The sequence below is a fragment of the Vibrio diabolicus genome, from assembly GCF_011801455.1.
In the GTDB taxonomy this organism is placed as follows: Bacteria; Pseudomonadota; Gammaproteobacteria; order Enterobacterales; family Vibrionaceae; genus Vibrio; species Vibrio diabolicus.
In genome coordinates, this window is record NZ_CP042451.1 from 1,333,332 (window position 1) to 1,352,915 (window position 19,584).

Annotated in this window: 21 protein-coding genes; 19 read left to right on the forward strand and 2 right to left on the reverse strand. The window is 43.1% G+C overall.

Features of this window, described 5'->3' with window-relative positions; genetic code table 11:
• Positions 1-166 precede the first annotated feature (166 nt).
• Positions 167-1,531 (reverse strand): aminodeoxychorismate synthase component I, encoded by a 1,365-nt coding sequence (gene pabB, locus FR741_RS06210; RefSeq protein WP_174856093.1) that lies wholly within the window; start codon positions 1,529-1,531, stop codon positions 167-169.
• Between the two features lie 270 nt (positions 1,532-1,801).
• Here pabB and FR741_RS06215 point away from each other — a divergent pair, with 270 nt between their 5' ends.
• The 8 genes from FR741_RS06215 to FR741_RS06250 all read left to right on the forward strand — a co-directional run bounded on the left by FR741_RS06215 (position 1,802) and on the right by FR741_RS06250 (position 9,697).
• A complete protein-coding gene (locus FR741_RS06215; RefSeq protein ID WP_005376905.1) occupies positions 1,802-3,319 on the forward strand; it encodes a fumarate hydratase in 1,518 nt (505 codons plus the stop codon).
• Between the two features lie 173 nt (positions 3,320-3,492).
• On the forward strand, positions 3,493-3,678 hold the full coding sequence (locus tag FR741_RS06220) for a hypothetical protein (RefSeq protein WP_012841654.1): 186 nt from the start codon (positions 3,493-3,495) through the stop codon (positions 3,676-3,678).
• Between the two features lie 263 nt (positions 3,679-3,941).
• Positions 3,942-5,318, forward strand: coding sequence for a YcjX family GTP-binding protein (locus FR741_RS06225; RefSeq protein ID WP_167426439.1), 1,377 nt, complete (start codon positions 3,942-3,944; stop codon positions 5,316-5,318).
• On the forward strand, positions 5,315-6,355 hold the full coding sequence (locus FR741_RS06230) for a YcjF family protein (protein ID WP_167426440.1): 1,041 nt from the start codon (positions 5,315-5,317) through the stop codon (positions 6,353-6,355). The genes FR741_RS06225 and FR741_RS06230 overlap by 4 nt, the downstream gene beginning before the upstream one ends.
• Before the next feature lie 100 nt (positions 6,356-6,455).
• Positions 6,456-8,000, forward strand: a complete 1,545-nt coding sequence (gene tyrR, locus FR741_RS06235; protein ID WP_005376914.1) for a transcriptional regulator TyrR — start codon at positions 6,456-6,458, stop codon at positions 7,998-8,000.
• 36 nt (positions 8,001-8,036) lie between these two features.
• A complete protein-coding gene (gene rimJ, locus FR741_RS06240) occupies positions 8,037-8,621 on the forward strand; it encodes a ribosomal protein S5-alanine N-acetyltransferase (protein WP_046876178.1) in 585 nt (194 codons plus the stop codon).
• 1 nt (position 8,622) lies between these two features.
• Positions 8,623-9,210, forward strand: a complete 588-nt coding sequence (locus FR741_RS06245) for an HD domain-containing protein (RefSeq protein WP_005376917.1) — start codon at positions 8,623-8,625, stop codon at positions 9,208-9,210.
• Between the two features lie 13 nt (positions 9,211-9,223).
• Positions 9,224-9,697 carry a DUF2947 domain-containing protein gene (locus FR741_RS06250; protein WP_167426441.1) on the forward strand — a complete coding sequence of 158 codons (474 nt, stop codon included), beginning with the start codon at positions 9,224-9,226 and terminating at the stop codon, positions 9,695-9,697.
• Between the two features lie 43 nt (positions 9,698-9,740).
• Here FR741_RS06250 and FR741_RS06255 read toward each other — a convergent pair whose 3' ends face one another.
• Entirely contained in the window at positions 9,741-10,703 is a 963-nt protein-coding gene (locus FR741_RS06255; protein WP_012841657.1) for an integron integrase, read from the reverse strand.
• 712 nt (positions 10,704-11,415) lie between these two features.
• Between FR741_RS06255 and FR741_RS06260 the strand changes: the two genes are divergently transcribed.
• From FR741_RS06260 to FR741_RS06345, 11 genes are all read left to right on the forward strand, one after another.
• Entirely contained in the window at positions 11,416-11,841 is a 426-nt protein-coding gene (locus tag FR741_RS06260) for a hypothetical protein (protein ID WP_074190742.1), read from the forward strand.
• Positions 11,842-11,989: 148 nt separating this feature from the next.
• Positions 11,990-12,439 (forward strand): hypothetical protein, encoded by a 450-nt coding sequence (locus FR741_RS06265; RefSeq protein WP_100085115.1) that lies wholly within the window; start codon positions 11,990-11,992, stop codon positions 12,437-12,439.
• A gap of 1,176 nt (positions 12,440-13,615) precedes the next feature.
• Positions 13,616-14,077: a hypothetical protein gene (locus FR741_RS06275; RefSeq protein WP_167426442.1), complete on the forward strand. Its 462-nt coding sequence runs from the start codon at positions 13,616-13,618 to the stop codon at positions 14,075-14,077.
• A gap of 158 nt (positions 14,078-14,235) precedes the next feature.
• Positions 14,236-14,853: a LysE family translocator gene (locus FR741_RS06285; protein WP_167426443.1), complete on the forward strand. Its 618-nt coding sequence runs from the start codon at positions 14,236-14,238 to the stop codon at positions 14,851-14,853.
• A gap of 149 nt (positions 14,854-15,002) precedes the next feature.
• Positions 15,003-15,500 (forward strand): DNA topology modulation protein, encoded by a 498-nt coding sequence (locus tag FR741_RS06295; protein ID WP_012841694.1) that lies wholly within the window; start codon positions 15,003-15,005, stop codon positions 15,498-15,500.
• Positions 15,501-15,635: 135 nt separating this feature from the next.
• Positions 15,636-16,310, forward strand: a complete 675-nt coding sequence (locus FR741_RS06305; protein ID WP_167426444.1) for a hypothetical protein — start codon at positions 15,636-15,638, stop codon at positions 16,308-16,310.
• 139 nt (positions 16,311-16,449) lie between these two features.
• On the forward strand, positions 16,450-16,944 hold the full coding sequence (locus FR741_RS06315) for a GNAT family N-acetyltransferase (RefSeq protein WP_167426445.1): 495 nt from the start codon (positions 16,450-16,452) through the stop codon (positions 16,942-16,944).
• A 603-nt stretch (positions 16,945-17,547) separates the two neighbouring features.
• Positions 17,548-17,940, forward strand: coding sequence for a hypothetical protein (locus FR741_RS06320; RefSeq protein WP_167426446.1), 393 nt, complete (start codon positions 17,548-17,550; stop codon positions 17,938-17,940).
• 177 nt (positions 17,941-18,117) lie between these two features.
• Positions 18,118-18,507 carry a hypothetical protein gene (locus tag FR741_RS06330; protein WP_167426447.1) on the forward strand — a complete coding sequence of 130 codons (390 nt, stop codon included), beginning with the start codon at positions 18,118-18,120 and terminating at the stop codon, positions 18,505-18,507.
• Positions 18,507-18,947: a hypothetical protein gene (locus FR741_RS06335; protein WP_167426448.1), complete on the forward strand. Its 441-nt coding sequence runs from the start codon at positions 18,507-18,509 to the stop codon at positions 18,945-18,947. Before FR741_RS06330 ends, FR741_RS06335 begins: the two co-directional genes overlap by 1 nt.
• Positions 18,948-19,085: 138 nt before the next feature.
• A complete protein-coding gene (locus tag FR741_RS06345) occupies positions 19,086-19,502 on the forward strand; it encodes a lysozyme inhibitor LprI family protein (protein WP_167427077.1) in 417 nt (138 codons plus the stop codon).
• The last annotated feature ends 82 nt before the right edge of the window (positions 19,503-19,584 follow it).

Here is a 19,584-nt window from a genome sequence, read left to right on the forward strand (position 1 = left end):
AGTGCTCGGATAGAAGAGCCAACATCACGCTCCTTCGTCGCTGTGCAGGATGACGAGATACAGAAATATGCCCACTCGCAGTTAAACGAGCAGCATTATCCGTACTGGAGGCGTTTTTGCTTGTTTTCGTTAGCAGGATTCATAGACCGTTGCCATTTGACGAAACCTACGATTGCAGCGCTGGCAAAATCTTTGAGAGCTTATCCAACGTTTCTTGATATTCAGAAGCGCAATCGCTATCTGCAACGACGCCGCCGCCAGCCCAAGCGTACAGTTTGTGATTTTCCGCTACGAGAGTGCGGATGGTGATGCTGGTATCCATACGACCATGGCGAGAAATGTAGCCAATACTGCCGCAATACGCGCTGCGTCGATGCGGCTCCAACTCTTCAATGATCTGCATTGCGCGAACTTTAGGTGCGCCCGTAATTGAGCCGCCTGGAAAACACGCTCGCAGCAAATCTGCAGGAGAATATTGCTCGTCCAAATTCGCACGAATGGTACTCACCAAATGATGCACAGCGGGGAAGCTTTCAATATCAAACAGCTTTGGCACGTGAACGCTACCCGGTGATGCAACTCGACCAATGTCATTACGCAGCAAATCGACAATCATCAGGTTTTCTGCCTGATCTTTTTCCGCAGTCTGCAAGTCATGGGCATTAGCGTTATCTTGCCTTGGATTTTCGCTGCGTGGTCGAGTGCCTTTGATTGGTTTCGTTTCAATGACGCGATCTTTGAGTTCTAAAAATCGCTCTGGAGAGATACTCAAAATCGAAGACTCAGGTATACGGATAAACGCTGAGAATGGCGCTTGGTTCGCGGACTCCAATTTCAGATACGCTTGCCACTCGCTGCCTTGATACGGTGCGTTAAAGCGTTGCGCCAAATTGATCTGATAGCAGTCACCACTCAACAAATATTCTTGCACCTTGTCAAAGCGAGTAGCGTAGCTCTCTTTCGTCATGTTTGACTGCCAATCGCCGGACAGAGCGAAGTCTACACTTTGCTCCGCTTCTTGTTTGTCTATCCATTGCCAAGCTTGCTCGATATTCTGACCGACTAAGCATGCTTTTTTAAGCTTGTGGTCAACAACGACGGCCCATTCATACAGACCTACCGCCATATCAGGCGTGTTGAGGTCCTTTTCGGCCAGTTCTGGCATTGTTTCTACGCGTCGACCTAAATCGTAGCTGAAGTAACCGAGCGCTCCGCCGACAAAAGGCAAATCCAATTCTTTATTTAACTCAACGTGAGGAAGCCACTCTTCTTGCAACTGATGAAGCAGCGTGAATGGGTCATCTTGAGTTGAATAGGCATTCGATGGCGTTTCAACTTGTGTGCTGTCGGCAGTGGTTTCTAACGTTGCAATTGGGTTGGCAACCAACACATCGAAGCGACTATCGATATGCGTTTCTGATGCAGAACGCAGCAACATCGCCCAAGGCTGGTGTTGAATGCGAGAAAAGAGGTGAAGAGCAAACTCTGGTGCATATTCCAGCGCTTTAAAATCAATGAATTGATTGTCCATGTTGTTCATTTGTGTAATTTGTGACAAAGAGATCGTTCACTGCATGGCATGTCATGGGCAGCAAGAGTATCATATTCCTCTGTATAGCCAAACTCCCTCTATTGATAGGGTTTTGAGATGGTTTACAAGTAGGCGACTTCAGCGTTTCGTGTGTCGATATCAGCCGTTCGACAATTGTTTATAAAAAACGAAGCTCAAAAGAGCAATAAGCTCAACAAACACGATTGAAGCCAAGCCAATAATGGAAGCATAACTATAACGAGGCATGTAATGACGGTAATACGCAAGCAGGATGTGATCAGCAGTGTCGCTGATGCGCTACAGTATATTTCTTACTACCACCCGCTAGACTTTGTTCAAGCTCTTGAAAAAGCCTATCACCGCGAAGAGAGCCAAGCCGCTAAAGACGCGATTGCTCAGATCCTAATTAACTCCCGAATGTCCGCAGAAGGTCACCGACCAATTTGTCAGGATACTGGTATCGTGACGTGTTTCGTCAACATCGGTATGGGCGTGCAATGGGACTCAACCGACATGACGGTTCAGCAGATGGTAGATGAAGGTGTTCGACAAGCGTATACGAACCCAGACAACCCGTTGCGTGCGTCAGTACTTATGGATCCTGCCGGTAAACGTATTAATACCAAAGACAACACGCCTGCCGTCGTACATATCAACATGGTTCCGGGCGATAAAGTTGAAATTCAGATCGCTGCGAAGGGCGGCGGTAGCGAAAACAAAACTAAGATGGTGATGCTAAACCCATCTGACGATATTGCTGAGTGGGTAGAAAAAACGCTACCAACAATGGGGGCGGGCTGGTGTCCTCCTGGCATGCTTGGCATTGGTATCGGCGGTACGGCTGAAAAAGCAGCGGTATTGGCAAAAGAATCTCTAATGGAACACATCGATATTCAAGAGCTTATTGACCGTGGCCCGCAAAACGCAGAAGAAGAGCTTCGTCTTGATATCTTCAATCGCGTGAACAAACTTGGTATCGGCGCGCAAGGCCTTGGTGGTTTGACAACTGTTGTCGACGTTAAGATCAAAACGGCGCCAACGCACGCGGCTTCTAAGCCTGTTTGTTTGATCCCGAACTGTGCGGCGACTCGTCACGTACACTTCACGCTTGATGGCAGCGGCCCAGCAGAGCTCACGCCACCTAAACTAGAAGATTGGCCAGACATTACTTGGGAAGCGGGAGAAAACACGCGTCGCGTAAACTTAGACACGATTACTAAAGAAGAAGTACAAGAGTGGAAGACAGGCGAAACCGTTCTTCTATCAGGTAAAATTCTGACTGGCCGTGATGCAGCGCATAAACGTATTCAAGGCATGCTAGATAATGGCGAAGGTCTACCAGAAGGTGTAGATCTAAACGGTAAGTTCATTTACTACGTAGGTCCTGTCGATGCAGTTGGTGATGAAGTCGTTGGTCCTGCTGGTCCAACAACATCAACGCGTATGGATAAATTCACCGATATGATGCTAGAAAAAACAGGCATCATGGGCATGATCGGTAAAGCTGAGCGTGGTCCTGCAACGGTTGAATCTATCAAGAATCACAAAGCGGTTTACCTAATGGCTGTTGGTGGCGCGGCGTACCTTGTAGCGAAAGCGATCAAGAAAGCTCGCGTTGTCGCATTTGAAGATTTAGGTATGGAAGCGATTTACGAGTTTGAAGTTGAAGATATGCCAGTAACAGTGGCTGTAGACTCAAATGGCGTTAACGCACACCAAATCGGTCCTGACACTTGGAAAGTGAAAATCCAAGAGATGGAAGCGTAAGGCAAACGGTAATCTTACATTGTCTCAGGAGAGAGAATGTGACAAGGTGCTGATTTACCTAGCAAACATTTGACAAAAGTGCAGCGAAAACTGCACTTTTTGTCTATATAATGTAGATATAAACCTCAGGGCATAGCAATCAAACGTTATGCGAACAATAATTAGGAGACGGCATGCCTCGTTTTATTCAGATTCTACAAATTATTCTTGCTGTAGTGGTAGGTGGCTTTGTTGGCTACGACTTGATCCTTCACGGCATCAGCATCTTTGATGAGAAGTACGTGACCATCACGTGTGTATTGTGGCTGATTTTAGAAATCGCTCTATTTGTTATCTATAAATTAATCGAAGACGACTAGACTCAAAGAAAGCAGGTTTCTGTTCAACACAGTAATCAGAATAAATAGGGTCACTAATGCTTTAGTGTTGATTAAGTAAGCCTCTGAACCACTCAGAGGCTTTTCTTTTTTCATCCTGCTTTAAGCGAATGTTTTGTTCATCTTTTATTAAGGTATATAAAGTTAGACTCATAGAGTTCAGTATTGAAAGGTAAGTATTCATAGATTAATCCCCGAAGTGGCTGATAACGTTGTTTTAGAGCGGAGTAAGATAAAGAAGCGCAATGAAAAGAATAAAGAAAGAAGTCAATGACTTTATCAACAGAGGTATGGATTCCAATGTTCGAATTGCCGTCACCGGACTTTCTCGTGCAGGTAAGACGGCATTCATCACGTCATTAGTGAATCAGCTTCTCCATACCGCTACCCATGATAATTTGCCTCTTTTGACTGCAGCCAGAGATAAGCGTCTTATTGGAGCGAAGCGTGAACCTCAAGCGAATATGATGGTGCCACGTTTTGCTTACGACGAAGCGATGAGCCAGATCCATGCGACCCGACCTCAATGGCCAGTACCAACACGGGATGTGAGTGAGATTCGCTTAGCGCTTAAGTACAAACCAAATAAAACCACGAAAAAGCTGTTGAGTAAAACCGCAATTTTAAATGTTGATATTATCGACTATCCAGGAGAGTGGTTGCTCGACCTGCCGTTATTGGACATGGACTTTGCGACGTGGTCGCAAACTCAGTTTGATGCACTTAAAGGCCAGCGTGGCGATCTAGCCAAAGCTTGGCTGTCTGAATTAGAAAAGGTGGATCTTTCTGCTGAAGTGAACGAGAAACTACTCGAGAAAGTTGCGCATACATACACCGAGTACCTTCATACCTGTAAAGACGCAGGTCTTCATTGGGTACAGCCTGGCCGCTTCGTATTACCTGGTGAGCTAGCAGGCGCGCCAGTGCTACAGTTTTTCCCGTGTCGTGCTGATCCGGAAAGCAAGGCGCTTAAGGGCAGCAACTTGGCGATGCTCGAAGCGCGTTTTCAGGAATACCAACAGAAAGTAGTGAAAGCGTTTTATAAGCATCACTTTGCGACCTTCGATCGCCAGATTGTACTTGTGGATTGCTTGCAGCCTCTCAATGCCGGCGATGAAGCGTTTTACGACATGCGCCAAGCGCTAGAGCAGATCATGCATAGCTTCCGTTATGGTCGTAGTAGCTTTTTGCGCCGTTTATTCTCACCAAAAATCGACAAAGTGCTGTTTGCTGCCACAAAAGCGGATCATATCACGCCCGATCAGCACCCAAATTTGGTGTCTTTGCTACAACAAATGGTGCATCCAGCGTGGCAAACCGCAGCCTACGAGAATATCGAGATGAGTTGCATGAGTATCGCTTCTATCCAATCAACCACGACGGGATTTATTTCTTCTGGAGATAAGACGATTCCGGCGTTACAGGGTACGACGTTGGATGGTGAGCCGATGACGATGTTTCCGGGAGAAGTGCCGAAAAAGCTACCAAATGCGGCTTATTGGCAAAACAACGGATTTGATTTTACGTCATTCCGTCCAATGCCCTCACCGAATGATGAGCCAGTGAAGCACATACGCTTAGACAAAGCACTGGATTACCTGATTGGAGATAAATTGAAATGAGTGAGTTGAAGCAAAAACAAGTTTTCTCTGAAAAGGCAATGGAAAAAGAGCAGCAATCGAATCAACCGGAGTTGACGGCGCAGCAAACATTCGGCGAAAAAGAAACATTCGTACCTGTTGAAGTTAAAGAAGAGCGCCAGGAGACCGAACAGGAATTGCAACTCGAGCATGTCATTCGTCCAAAACCGGGCAGAAAGTGGCTCGCGACTGGCGCATTTGCCACCTTCGCTGGTTTGGTTGGCTGGCAAGCGGTGGACTCGGTTATAACCGCAATTCAAACTTCTGATTGGCTGGCTTTAAGCTGGACGGGGTTTATTGCTGCGATCGCTTCGCTTGGTTTAGGGGCGATGGGTAAAGAGCTTTGGAAACTGCGCAAACTACGAAATCATTTTAGTGTTCAAGAAGAAGCAGAAGCGCTTGTTAATAGTGAGAGTGTGGGGAAAGGGAAAGCCTTTTGCGAAAATGTGGCAGAACAAAGTGATGTGATGGTAGAGAGCCCGGGCTTTGATCGTTGGCGGAACAGCATTAACCCTGCTCATAGTGATGCTGAAGTCCTTGATATGTATGACTCGATGGTCGTGAGCCAACAAGACAAGTTGGCAACGAAAATCGTATCGCAGCACGCAACCGAGTGTGCGGCCCTAGTCGCTGTGAGCCCTCTGGCTGCCGCTGATATGTTGCTGGTGGCGTGGCGAAATTTCAAAATGATCGACAACCTCTCCAAAGTATATGGGGTAGAGCTAGGTTACGCCTCTCGCATCAAGCTACTAAAAGCGGTATTTGTCAATATGGCGGCGGCTGGTGCCAGTGAGCTAGCTATTGATGCCAGTATGGACTTGATGTCGATGGACCTTGCTGGCAAAGTCTCTGCTCGTGCGGGGCAGGGGCTAGGTGTTGGTATTCTAACGGCGCGTTTGGGCTTGAAAGCGATGACCTTATTGCGTCCACTACCTTGGTATCCTGACCGTCAGGTTAAATTGGGCACCATACGCAAGGCTGTGGCGGCGAAAGTTGCATCAATTACGATGAAACCGTAACGAATATCAACTTTGATGGATAGGATTGCTTGACGCCATTCCAAGCATGATAGAAACTACTGTCAACTTTTCCTGACAGTCGTGAATTGGGATATTTTCAGTGCGTCTTGAAGTCTTATGTGAAGATCGACTCGGCTTGACCCGAGAACTGCTCGATATTTTAGCGTCTAAAAGCATCGACTTGCGTGGTATCGAAATCGATATTAGCGGTATTATCTATTTGAATTGCCCAGATATTGATTTTGATACGTTTAGTGAGCTGATGGCTGAAATCCGCCGTATTCCGGGGGTGAAAGACGTACGTAAAATCCAGTTTATGCCGATGGAGCGCCACAATACGGAGTTGCTCTCGCTAGTTGATAACTTGCCCGATCCGGTTTTTGCCATCGACCTTAAAGGTGCCGTAGACATGGCAAACATGTCTGCACTTTCACTGCTTGGTCTTCACAAGCAAGAAGTAATTGGTACGCAGATCGGAGCTTTGCTGCCAAGTGTTCGTTTTTCTCGCTGGTCTGAAGGTGTGAATGGCAGAACGCGGGAAAACCTTGTGATTGATGGCTTGGACTATGTTCTTGAGTTGATGCCAGTTTATATCCGAGACGAAGCGCAAAACTCGACCTTAGCTAGTACACTGATGACGATTCGCTCTAGTCAGCAAGTCGCAAGAATAGAAGAAGCGCTACCACTGCATAATCCTCTGGGTTTTGAGCACTTTGTTGGTATATCGAACCGTCATAAAGCGCTAATGAACCAAGCTAAGAAGCTGTCTGTGCTTGACCAGCCACTGTTAATTGAGGGCGAAACAGGGACCGGTAAAGAAATGCTTGCTAAAGCTTGCCACAGCCGTTCTAGCCGTGCGAGCAAGCCATTCTTAGTTTTGAGTTGTGCTTCGATGCCTGACGATGTAGCAGAAACCGAACTTTTTGGTCATGCGCCGGGCTCGTTTAACCACGAACAAGGTCACAAAGGCATCTTTGAGCAAGCAAATGGCGGGACAGTATTTCTTGATGAAATCGGTGAAATGAGTTCGCATCTTCAAATCAAGCTGTTACGTTTTCTACAAGATGGTAATTTCCGTCGTGTCGGTGCAGAAGATGAGATGCATGTCGATGTTCGTATCATCGCTTCAACAAAACATAACCTTGCCGAACTTTCTGAGGCAGGAATGTTCCGTGAAGATTTGTATTATCGTCTCAACGTACTTACGCTCAGCATTCCTCCGTTACGTAAGCGCTCAAATGACGTTGCGCCATTGCTTGAGTTATTTGTGGCGAAACATGCTCAACAGCTTGGGATTGATAAGCCAGAGTTTGATGATGGTCTAGTTGATGCCCTTGCAAATTATCAGTGGCCAGGAAACATGCGCCAACTCGATAACATGGTTCTTCGAGCGCTCACAGAAATGGATGGTGGTATACTAAACGCGGATCACTTCAATTTACCTCAGCCTCAGTCAGTCGGTGCTGGTAGTGCGACTCTTAACATCGACGGTTCATTGGATGAGATCATGCGTGATTATGAATCTCAAGTTCTGGAGCGTTTGTATCAGTCATTCCCATCAAGCCGCAAGCTTGCTAAGCGCTTAAATGTATCGCATACCTCAATCGCTAATAAACTGCGTGATTACGGTATCCGCAAGAATTAATCGAATTGAACGAAAAGACGGAATTAATCATTTGTAATGGAAGATAACAGCTCATCTATCGCTGTTCATAAGTTGGACGGTGACTTGCTTCTGCGTACCGCTGAAATCGGTGACGCAGATATGATTGCCGAGTATTTTCAAGCGAACCGAGAATATCTGAAACCGTTTGAGCCGAAACGTGAAGAAGCTTTTTTCTCAGTGAACGGTTGGTTGCAAAAGCTTATCAAGCTCAATGAGCTGCATCGAATGGGGTTGGGGTATTATTGCCTCTTGGTCAGAGCCTCTTCGGGTGAAATGCTAGGTACGATATCCTTTAGTAATTTGAGTCGTTTCCCTTTTTATTCTTGTAACGTCGGATACTCTCTCGCTGAAAAAGCACAAGGGCATGGTTATATGCGTCGTGGATTAACTATGGCTTGCGACTACATGTTTAACGTTCAGAAACTGCATCGTATTCAAGCCGGGTACATGCCTCACAACAAACGTAGTGAATCTGTGCTAGAGCATGTAGGGTTCAATCGAGAAGGGTATGCAAAAGATTACCTTTTGATTAATGGTGAATGGCAAGACCACGTTCTAACGTCACTTATTAATCCGAATTGGCAACCAGAAGGGCGATAGTATGGAGCGATTGGAAAAGCAATTAGCACTTGTAATCGAGCTCGATAAACTCAAAAGTATTTTGCGCCGAACCCGAGTTAAAAGTGCTGAAGGGCGTCTCGAAAATAGTGGTGAGCATAGTTGGCATGTCGCACTGATGGCAATATTGATGGAAGAGCATGCAAATGCACCTGTTGATATTTGCCGAGTGATGAAAATGTTATTGATACATGACGTAGTAGAGATCGACGCGGGGGATACCTTTGTTTATGATACTGCCGCGTCTCAAGAGCAGGCAGAAAAAGAAATTAGAGCGGCAGAACGCTTGTTTGGTATGTTACCCAGCGATCAGGAGCAAGAATTATTGGCGCTTTGGCATGAATTTGAAGCCGCGCAGACCGATGATGCTAAGTATGCAAAAGCACTCGATCGGTTAATTCCAATGCTCTTGAACTACCATAATAATGGTCAGAGTTGGAAGGAACATGGCGTCTCTCGTGAACAAGCACTTACCATTAATAAACGAATTGAATTTGGCTCTGTTACCTTATGGGACAAAGCGAAAGAGTTGATAGAAGAAGCCACAGAGAAAGGTTGGCTGAAATCGTAATAAAGGAGACTGAATGTCTTATTTGCCTTTGGATGAATACCAAAGAAAATGGATTTTTACGCATCAGTCGATGCCTGTGCCAGAAGAAGATTTGGCTTTTATTAAGCCGATGAGCCAAGCTCGTTCAGCACAATTTTGGAAAGAAAATATTAGTGCTCAAAGCCCCGATATGGATCGACTTAGCTCCCAAGATTGGCCAATGAACGAGGCGAACTGGTCTGAAGTCGTTGATTGGATGGCTTCGTGGGAGTTAGATGATCCGGACATGCCAGCGGAAGTAGAAGCACATATCGATTGGCAAGACGATGTGACCGTTTACTTTTGCTACGAGAAGTACAATGTCATCGAAACTAAATGGTCGATTTTTAAAAAGCATTGGAAGAACTTTCTCTTTTATGATGATGGTCCAATATTGATTGGACGTCGCCGTTCACAAGCGCTTTGGTTTGATTCAAAAGGCAATGTGAAACTCGGTGTTCGTCAATAGCGAGTTATACAGCAAGCCACCTTTTCGAGGTGGCTTTGTTTTTCTAAAGGCTGGATAATGGACTCAACACGCCACCAGCCCCGCGCTCGATAACGTGAGTATAAATCTGTGTGGTTTTTACATCGGTGTGACCAAGCTGCTCTTGTACTGTTCTAATGTCAGCACCAGACTCCAATAAATGTGTGGCAAAGCTGTGCCTGAGTGTATGGCATGTTACTGTTTTCTCGATACACGCATCCGTTGCAGCGCGCTTTACCGCTCTTTGTATTGCACTTTCATTGATATGATGTCTTCTGAGCTCTCCGGTGTCCCGATCTGTACTTAACTTTGTTGATGGGAATAAAAAGTGCCAGTTAAAATCTAGCTCCGCTTTTGGGTATTTACGTCGTAAACCCTCAGAGATGTATACCCCCGCATAACCAGGCATGTGTCTATCTTTAAAATAGTAATCTCTTGCTAAATTAACCTGAGCTTTAAGCGGCTCATGTAGCTCTTTTGCTAACGTTACGGTACGATTTTTACCTCCTTTTCCTTGCCAAACACGAACTGCGCCATAATCATAATCGATGTCCTGAACTCTTAAGCGCAAACACTCCATGACTCGAAGCCCTGAGCCATAAAGCAACTGAATATGGAGTTTATACCTCGGGTCGATATGTTGAACGAATCGTCGGATCTCCTCCCTAGTTAACACAACGGGAAGTTTCTTTTCGGTCAGAGATTTCTGAAATCTCATATCAAGTGATAGTGGAGTTTTGAAATAATCACGATATAAAAATGATATTGAGTTCAGTGCCAAAGCTTGCGTTTTTACCGCAACTTTTTCTTTTACCGCTAAGTAACTCAGGAACTGAACGACATCATCTTCTGCTAGTGTCGAAGGGTGGGCAAGCTGGTGGAAAGTGATAAAGCGTTTTATCCAAAATAGATAACTTTCGATGGTTTTATTCGCATAATGACGAGTAAGCATGTGCTCTTTTACACTAAGTAAAAACTGACTTTTCATGATAAAGTTGACCTGTTTATTTATACAGTATCTTTAGTCTATCACCTCTTTTGTAATTAGCGTGTATTGCGCCGTCTAATTGCGCGCGCGACCACACATATTCATACTGTTTTTCTATTTGTTTCATGCATATAGGTGCTACGATTTATAGCGCTTTTGATCAGAAAAAGGGGGTTAGCTTGCCAGAAAGGAGGCAAATTGCCGTATAGAAAGCGTTATGTTCTGGAGAGGAAATTGAAAGTACATAGAAATATATTAGGTTTGGTTTACTTCCTAGTTGGAGGCCTAATGGCATTTATAATGGTTGCAACACCCTTGAGGAACTTGGATAGTTTAAGTTCAGAAACGTTGCTTGTGTTTTTAGGTAACATGCTAGTTGGGTTCGTTTTTCTACTATCATCGTTTGGTGGTTTTTTCTTGTTAAAAGGACGGGACTGGGCTTACAGTATTTGTTTCAAAGCATCCTTTGTTTGGTTGCTATTTATTCCAATTGGAACTGTCTTTGGGTTGTACTATTTCTGGTTTAATCACAAGTTTATCAGAAGTTCAGCGGAATAGAGGCTACGAACATAACAAGGCATTTAAGAGTGATTCCCAACGCTTGGCATTTTTCATTCCATCGTTGGGTTTTGTGTTTACGGTGGTATGGTTAGGTTTCGTGGTTGCGTTGCTCACACCTTAATGCGGCGTTAGCTTTCTTTAGGAGAATAAAGTGAGTCAATATTTGATCGAACCAGAAGTTCCTGGGAGCTTGGGTGAAAATACTTTGGCAAATTTCGATTTGCATCCACCGATAATAGAAAAGCTGCATTTTCAGTTTGATGGGTGGTTAGGTGATGATTTATTGACTTCATTTCCATGCTTTTTAGTCACTGAACGTTTAGCAACGGCCTTAAGTTCATCGCAGTTGTCAGGATACAATCTGGAAGTGGCTGAAATATCTATTTCTGACGTATTTGAAGAATTGTATCCAGAGTGTACTTTACCTCGTTTTTCGTGGCTCCAAGTATCCGGAACCATCGGTAAAGACGATTTTAGCGTAACAAATGATGGGCTACTCTTAGTTTCTGGAAGGGCGATGGTGTTGTTACAAAGATATCAACTAGAAAATGCTGACATCGTAGCGTACAAAAGCTAACAAAGCATTTAAGAGTGATTCCCAACGCTTGGCATTTTTCATTCCATCGTTAGGTTTCGTGTTTAAGGTGGTATGGTCAAGTTTTGTGAAAGCGTTGCTCACACCTTAATGCGGCGTTATGAGGCGTCGCTATTTAGCTTAGAGATTTATGATGAAAAAAGGATTTATTTACCTATTGCCTCTGCTTCTCGTTGGCTGCTCAGCGAAAGTTGATAAGCTGAGTTACTTGAAAGTATGGGATGACAAATGGCAAGAGTGCGACAAAATTGGTAAACAAACGATATTAGATTTCCCCAAATCTGAATGGTTTGAAAGCTTGAGCCTTGACGATAAAAGAGAAGTATTCTTATACATTCACTTTCTTAAGGACTATGAGTGCACTCAAGTCGAGGCGAGTAATCTCAAGGCTGTGTTAAATGAAGTAGATATCACTACTTTAAATGAAGTCTTAAAAGGTTTTATCTATTTTGACAAGCCAAGTGATTCAAGAATTCAGCATTTAGACCAGCGACAAGTTGAGGTCTTGTCTGGCGAAATCAGTAGCCCTTTTAATGCTATATCTACGGCTGAAACAATGGGGCTAGTTGAACAACAGTGAGAGCGCGCCTCATAACAAATTGTTCAAGAGTGATTCGGCACGCGTGGCATTTTTACTATGCGTTGGTTTTAGTGGTTAAGGTGTTATGCGGAAGCTTCGGTATTGCGTGCCTCACACCTTAACAAAGCGTTATATGCTTTAGGGATTTCTGAACAGGATGTTTTTGATACTAGCAATATTGGGTGCTATCTACCTGTTATTTAAGCTGTACCAAGAAGGCGAAGAGATAGGTTGGAATAGAACTTTAGTTACTATCTTTTTTGTCAGCTATTCAGCTCTGTATTTGTATGTTCCACCTTTCTTAGGCATGAATAACCAATATGCAGGTAAAATGTACGAATTAGTTCCAATCGGATGCTATTTCATGGCTTTACTTCCCGATAGGGAAGAAGCAGAAACTGAGGCGAAAGCCTTCGTATTTTTCGCTTGGTGTGGTCTTATTCTCATAGCATCTTTCTTGGTTTACGTTAAGTTGTATGTGTGGTGATGGGTGCCAGCACGCATATAACAAACTGTTCAAGAGGGATTCACAACGCGTGGCATTTTCACTATGCGTTGGTTTAAGTGATTAAGGTGGTATGCGGCGGCATCGGTATTGCGTTGTTCACCCCTTAACAGGGCGTTAGTTGCCAACGAGGAAAAATGTAACTTAAAGTAGAATGTTTAGGGCTAATGTCCGTGTGTTTTTGGCTAGATTTTCGTATTTCAATTTCTAGTTATTTGGGTTTGTGAAAATCGATCGTTGGTTTCTTTTGTGGTTGGATTTTCTATTTCAGAAACCGATTTATATGTTGAAAGCTAGCTGTGTAACATTGTCTGTCCAAAGGCGCTTTTTGGTGTTGTTAGCCCGTTTTCTACGGCGTTGCATGTTCCAAGTGGTTTCAGTGACAGGCGCTTTGAAACTGCGCCTGATTTGAGTTTCTTAAAACACGTAAAGCTCGTGTTGGCAAAGCAGTAATTAACATCAAATCAGAGCCTTGGGCTTGGCAACTAACAAACTGTTCAAGAGGGATTCACAACGCTTGGCGGTTTTGGTTTGAATCAGCTTTAGTGTTTTATGGCACAATGGTTTAGGTTGGGTGGTGGCGTTGTTCACCCCTTAACAGGGCGTTATAGCGCTTTGTCTGGTGTGTTGTTCTGTATTGGTGCTCTGTGTTTAACAAGTTGGTAAATGTTATGAAGAAAGTTCTTTGGTTGGTCATCACCGTGATGGCTATAACACTAGGTCTTATCTCTTTTTATGGTGTGGAAGTTACGGCAACCATTGAACGAGATGGCGATAATAATAGGTGTCCACTCTCATCACCAATATTCGTAAAAGTAGAAAATAATACATTTTCAACGATACGGGATGTGACTTTCGATCTGGAAATGTTCAAAGGTGGTCGTTCCCAGAACGTTCTGACTGGAAGCTTAAATCGAGTCTTTGATATTGTAATCGAACCATTTTCATCTGAAGCAGGGTGCTTTTCTGACAGCTATATCAAGTCCATCATTGAGCCAAATCCTATTGATTTTGCCACGGCAACTAGTAAAGAAGCTGCATCTTCATCTCTTGAGTCGATCAAGAACTTTCGAGAGTTTGAGGGCACACATGCAGTTTACATTTCAAATATAGAAGTATCATATCTTAAGTAAAAGCTTGTTATCAGCGCTATAACAAACTGTTTAAGAGTGATTCGCAACGCGTGGCATTTTTACTATGCGTTGCGTTTAGTGTTTAAGGTGTTATGTGGCGGCTTTTGTATTGCGTTGCTCACACCTTAACAGGGCGTTAGTTTTATGGAGGAAATATTGTGGAAATCTGGAAGTTATTATTCTTTATACCTGCGTGCTTTGCGCTCAATATGACTCCTGGTCCAAACAATCTATTGTCCATGAACAATGCTCGTTGTTACGGTTTCAAATCTGCTTTTATTGCTGGACTTGGTCGTATTGCCGCATTCGCTGTAATGATTGCCTTAACTGCTTCTGGTTTAGCAGTCGTTCTTTATGCTTCTGAGACTCTATTTCTAACGATTAAAATTGTGGGCGCGGCTTATTTGTTGTGGATTGCCTTTAATCTTTGGCGTTCGGAAGCAAGTGCTGTTTCTGAACTAGAAAATATTCGCAACCGATTAGGTTTAGCTAAACAAGAATTTTTGCTCGCCGCTGGTAATCCAAAGGCGATCTTAATCTTTACCGCCTTTCTACCACAGTTCGTCGATGTTTCAGCGAGTGTAAATGAACAGTTCTTCGCTCTAGGGGTTACGTTCCTCTTTTTAGAAATGGTTGCGATATCGATTTATGCGATATTTGGAATGTACTTAAGGCAGTGGTTTACGAAGCCGAAAATGGCAAAGGGCTTCAATAGAGGTTGTGCAACTTTTTTGGCTATGTCTAGAGCAAGTTTGTTACTGAGTCGCCAGCAATAAAACTAACAAGCTGTTTAAGAGTGATTCGCAACGCGTGGCATTTTTACTATGCGTTGATTTTAATGATTAAGGTGGTGTGCGGAGGCTTTTGTATTGCGCTGCTCACACCTTAACAGGGCGTTAACTGGATTGATGACGAGGTAAGTCCGATGAAAAGAATTGCGGTCATTGGTTCCGGCGGTTCGGGTAAATCCACATTTTCGGCACTATTAGGTAAAGAGTTGAATTTGCCTGTTCATCATCTCGATCAGCTATATTGGAAACCAAATTGGGTTAAAACCCCAAAAGATGACTGGCTCAAAATTCAAAAAAGTCTTTGTGAAAGCGAGTGTTGGATTATCGATGGTAATTATCAGAGCACCCTTGATATAAGGTTTGAAGCTTGTGACACAGTAATATTCTTAGATGTAAACCGATATACCTGTATCTATCGAGCACTAAAGAGAACATTATTAAGTAGTAAGCGTCCAGATTTAGCTGAAGGTTGCGATGAAAGGTTTGATATCGAGTTCATCAAATTTTTATGGGACTATCCCCAAAATTCGAAACCCGTAATAATGGACAAACTCAATACACTTACAAGCAATAAGCGTGTAATTATCGCAAAATCGGTAGAGCAAGCACTCCACCTTTGCAAATCCAGTTAACAAACAGTTCAAGAGGGATTCAGCACGCGTGGCATTTTTGGTATGCGTTTTATTTCGGTGTTGAAGTGCTATGCAGAGGCTTAGTCATTGCGTGCTTCACCCCTTAACTGGGCGTTAGGCATATTGGAGTAGTTGGTGAGTTATAGCGAAGAACAATTGAACGAGCTATACAGGCTCAGAAATGAATACGAAATTCGGTTTCGTGATATTCAAGAAAAAGTACTAACGCTGTCTGTCAAAATGACAGGAGGGTTGCGTGAGCACGCTGTATATGGAATCTGCCGTAGGATAAGCAATTTGAGTCATTGTCTGACATTCTTCTTTGATTCATTGTGCCCGGGGAAAAGCGTGTTGAGTGACAATACTCTAGCTATAGGGAATATTCACTTACATGCTTTCTTAGTCAACTGCTCAGGCATTAGTGACAATATTGCTTGGTTTTTAGCTTATCACCATAAGCTAGATGAAACAGAAGATCTTGATAAGTTTAAATTTAATATTGGCCTTTTCGGCAAAAAGAAGTTCACAGAGTACATAACTCCAGCCGTATCCAAAAAAGTTGCTGAGTTCGATGATTGGCATCAGCATATAAAGAGTTTTAGGGATCCAACTGCACATCGAGTCCCACCGTACTTAATACCTTACGTGGTTTATACAGAGCTCGGTGAGGTTGATTGTACTCCAAAGTACATACATGAATTTAGTAAGATCAATCCAGTATTATTACACGCGCAGGTTATCGCAGATATTGGTGCTGTAGTAGAATTGATCGAAGCACTGATTGAGGACACCTTTGAGTCATATGCCTAACAAACTGTTTAAGAGGGATTCGCAACGCGTGGCATTTTCACTATGCGTCGGTTTTGGTGTTTAAGGTGGTATACGGCAGCTTCAGTATTGCGTTGCTCACCCCTTAACAGGGCGTTATGTGCTTATGAGGAAAATTGACATGGAAGTGGTAGAGGCCAACCCTAATTTGGACCCAATATTAGTGAGTTATGCGAAAGAATGCCTAGAATCGGGTATTCCAAAATATTCGGGTGTGGAGCAAGATCCGACAGCTTATTTGTCAGGTTTGGTCGAACGTTCAAAGGCAATCTCCGAGTTACCAAAGGGATATTTACCTAGCACAACTTACTACTGTGTATCGAACTCCGAAATTTTAGGTGCAATCCGAGTTTGCAAAGGTATTAATGCCAACGTAGAAAATGTCATTGGTCATGTTGGCTACGAAACTAGACCGTCAGCTCGTGGTAAGGGTGTAGCCTCATTTCTGCTTGCTTGGGTGCGAGACCATGTTGTCACTGATTCAGTTATTGTTACTTGCTCAACTGACAATCCCGCGTCTCAAAAAGTCATAGAAAACTGTGGTGGTGAATACCTCGGTAACTACACATATGACAGTGAAGGCACGGTAAGGCGCTACCGTTTAGCACGCACATAACAAAGCATTCAAGAGTGATTCGCAACGCTTGGCAGTTTCGCTTCGCTCAAGTATAGCCAAGCGCCGCTCACACCTTAATGCGGCGTTAGTTGCCAACGAGAATAAACGTACCTAAAGCAGAATATTTAGGGCTAATGTTCGTGTGTTTTTGGCTAGGTTTTCGTCTTTCAATTTCTAGTTATTTGGGCTTGTGAAAATCATGCTTTGGCTTCTTGTTCGGTTTGGGTTTTCTGTTTCAGAAGCCGCTTTGTTAGTTGAAAGTCAGCTCTGAGGCATTGTCTTTCCAAAAGGTTTGTTCGGTGTTCAAAGTCCGTTTTCTACGGCGTTGTAAATTCCAAGTGGTTTCAGTGAAAGTCGCTTTGAAACTGCGCCTGATTTTAGTTTTTCAACGTACGTAAAGTTAGTGTTGGCAAAGCGGCAATCAACTTCAAATCAAAGCTTTAGGCTTGGCAACTAACAAAGCATTCAAGAGTGATTCACAACGCTTGGCAGTTTTGGTTTGAATTGGCTTTAGTGTTTACGGCACAATGGTTTAGGTTAGGTGGTGGCGTTGTTCACCCCTTAATGCGGCGTTAGGCAAATATTGGTGAGATGATAATTGAAATGAGTTTAGAAAAAGCACTTATTAAAAATTTATTTACAGATGTTCTTATGGCTCCGGAGTTAGATGTTTCATTAATTGAGCTGTACGTCGACCCATCTTATATACAAAAAGTGGATGGAGTGGAGTTGGATTATGATAGCTTTGTAAATCATATAGAGGCACAGAAGAAAGTTATTAGTAAATTAGATGTCAACTTTCTTACTTTGGTTCAAGAGGGCAATGTTGTTTTCAGTAATCATGTAGTAACAGCCCACAAAAAAGATGGTTCGATTATAAAAGTCAAAGTTATAGCCCAGTTCACGATACATAATAATCGTTTAGTCTTGTGTGATGAATTAACAAGGTTAATTGAGGGCGGTGGTGAAGATCATGATATTGGGTCAAGGCATTAAATCACTTTGACTATTTGCCTAACAAGCTGTTCAAGAGTGATTCGCAACGCATGGCATTTTCACTATGCGTTGGTTTTAGTGTTTGAGGTGGTATGCAGCAACTTCGGTATTGCGTTGCTCACACCTTAACAGGGCGTTATGAACCCTTTTTAAATCTTGTAGTTAGATGAGTAAGTAATGAGAAAACAATCAAAGTTAAATAAGTACGTTGAGCTATTTAAACGTAACATTGCTAAGTATTTAGCTCGAAACATAACCATTAAAACAGTTATTCATCCTGTTTCTTCAAGTGGTGCGGTTTTTGAGTTCTTCCTCAATCAAGATGATGATGAAAAAGTTGAGTATTCGTCGGTAAGCCAAAGCGTCGGACATGTGTTATCAAAAATTCCGCAAAGAATGATTGGTGGTGATGTCGGGAATGTTCAATTCGGAGGTACTAGTCTTTACTTAGAAAATAACAGGATTGTTGTAATTAAGGGCGAAGACTCTGTTAGTGAGTGGACAGGCGATGCTGTAATTAGTGACGTCAAACGAGTCGTATCATCTTCTCAAGGAGGGAGAGGTTAATGGAATCTCAAGGGAAGATAAATGTCGAAGAAATCAGAAAGTTAGCTGATGATATAAGAGTAATTAAGAATTTTACAGAAAATCACAATTTTGATAGCTCTCTTTTTAGTGTTGATGTCTCCCCAAGAAATCCAGCACCTCCATCAGCCACAGAATCTAATATTACGTTTTGTTTTTTTGTTGGGTCAATAGTCATTGCATTAGGATGTGTTTTTGCAAACGTATACTTTGATATTGAGAGTAAACATTCAACGCTATTACTATTATCAACATTGTTCTTTTCTGGTGTTGCAACAATGACTGCTCACTTGAAATTCAAAAACTCTGGTGCAACAGCAATTATTGCTTGTTTTTTAATAGCTGTACTTGTTATTGGCTATGGAATTTATACACCTAGAGAGGTGGCAGACAAGGCTGAAAAGTTGATACCGGGTTCATAACAAGCAATTTAAGAGGGATTCACAACGCTTGGCATTTTTGCTTCTACTTCAAATTTAGTGTTTATGGCACAATGCTTTAGGTTTGGGGGAGGCGTTGTTCACCCCTTAATTGGGCGTTATGTGCTTTCGGAGAAAATGATGAATAAGTGTCTAATCATCATATTAGCTAGTCTTTCATTTGGTGCTCTTGCTGAAGAAGAGTCCATTGACTGTAATAATGCGATGACCACAATCGAGATAAACCAATGTGCCGCTATTGAACTAGAGTCAGCACAAGTTAAATTAGACAAATATCTAAACACTAGCTTTGAGCACAACTCTCATGACCCAGAACTGACCGCAGCAATTAAGCTTGCGCAACAGGATTGGCAAGCATATATGTCCTCTCACTGTGATTCGGTTTATACGCAATGGCGTGAAGGAACTATTCGTGGAATTATGGCGATATCGTGCAAAACTAAGTTAACTAAGCAAAGAACGCACGAGTTATGGGAAAACTTTTTAACTTATATGGACAGTACACCACCAGTTTTACCGGAGCCAAGTGTAGAGTAGGTTTCAACCACGCACATAACAAACTGTTCAAGAGGGATTCGCAACGCGTGGCATTTTTACTATGCGTTGGTTTAAGTGATTA

Coding starts and splice junctions, on each gene's coding strand:
- FR741_RS06255 (WP_012841657.1), bottom strand. CDS start 10,703: ATGAAAAGTCAGTTTTTACTTAGTGTAAAAGAGCACATGCTTACTCGT.
- FR741_RS06345 (WP_167427077.1), top strand. CDS start 19,086: ATGAATAAGTGTCTAATCATCATATTAGCTAGTCTTTCATTTGGTGCT.
- FR741_RS06215 (WP_005376905.1), top strand. CDS start 1,802: ATGACGGTAATACGCAAGCAGGATGTGATCAGCAGTGTCGCTGATGCG.
- rimJ (WP_046876178.1), top strand. CDS start 8,037: ATGGAAGATAACAGCTCATCTATCGCTGTTCATAAGTTGGACGGTGAC.
- FR741_RS06295 (WP_012841694.1), top strand. CDS start 15,003: ATGAAAAGAATTGCGGTCATTGGTTCCGGCGGTTCGGGTAAATCCACA.
- FR741_RS06330 (WP_167426447.1), top strand. CDS start 18,118: ATGAGAAAACAATCAAAGTTAAATAAGTACGTTGAGCTATTTAAACGT.
- FR741_RS06335 (WP_167426448.1), top strand. CDS start 18,507: ATGGAATCTCAAGGGAAGATAAATGTCGAAGAAATCAGAAAGTTAGCT.
- FR741_RS06265 (WP_100085115.1), top strand. CDS start 11,990: ATGATGAAAAAAGGATTTATTTACCTATTGCCTCTGCTTCTCGTTGGC.
- FR741_RS06320 (WP_167426446.1), top strand. CDS start 17,548: ATGAGTTTAGAAAAAGCACTTATTAAAAATTTATTTACAGATGTTCTT.
- FR741_RS06315 (WP_167426445.1), top strand. CDS start 16,450: ATGGAAGTGGTAGAGGCCAACCCTAATTTGGACCCAATATTAGTGAGT.
- FR741_RS06220 (WP_012841654.1), top strand. CDS start 3,493: ATGCCTCGTTTTATTCAGATTCTACAAATTATTCTTGCTGTAGTGGTA.
- FR741_RS06275 (WP_167426442.1), top strand. CDS start 13,616: ATGAAGAAAGTTCTTTGGTTGGTCATCACCGTGATGGCTATAACACTA.
- FR741_RS06245 (WP_005376917.1), top strand. CDS start 8,623: ATGGAGCGATTGGAAAAGCAATTAGCACTTGTAATCGAGCTCGATAAA.
- FR741_RS06230 (WP_167426440.1), top strand. CDS start 5,315: ATGAGTGAGTTGAAGCAAAAACAAGTTTTCTCTGAAAAGGCAATGGAA.
- FR741_RS06250 (WP_167426441.1), top strand. CDS start 9,224: ATGTCTTATTTGCCTTTGGATGAATACCAAAGAAAATGGATTTTTACG.
- pabB (WP_174856093.1), bottom strand. CDS start 1,531: ATGGACAATCAATTCATTGATTTTAAAGCGCTGGAATATGCACCAGAG.
- FR741_RS06225 (WP_167426439.1), top strand. CDS start 3,942: ATGAAAAGAATAAAGAAAGAAGTCAATGACTTTATCAACAGAGGTATG.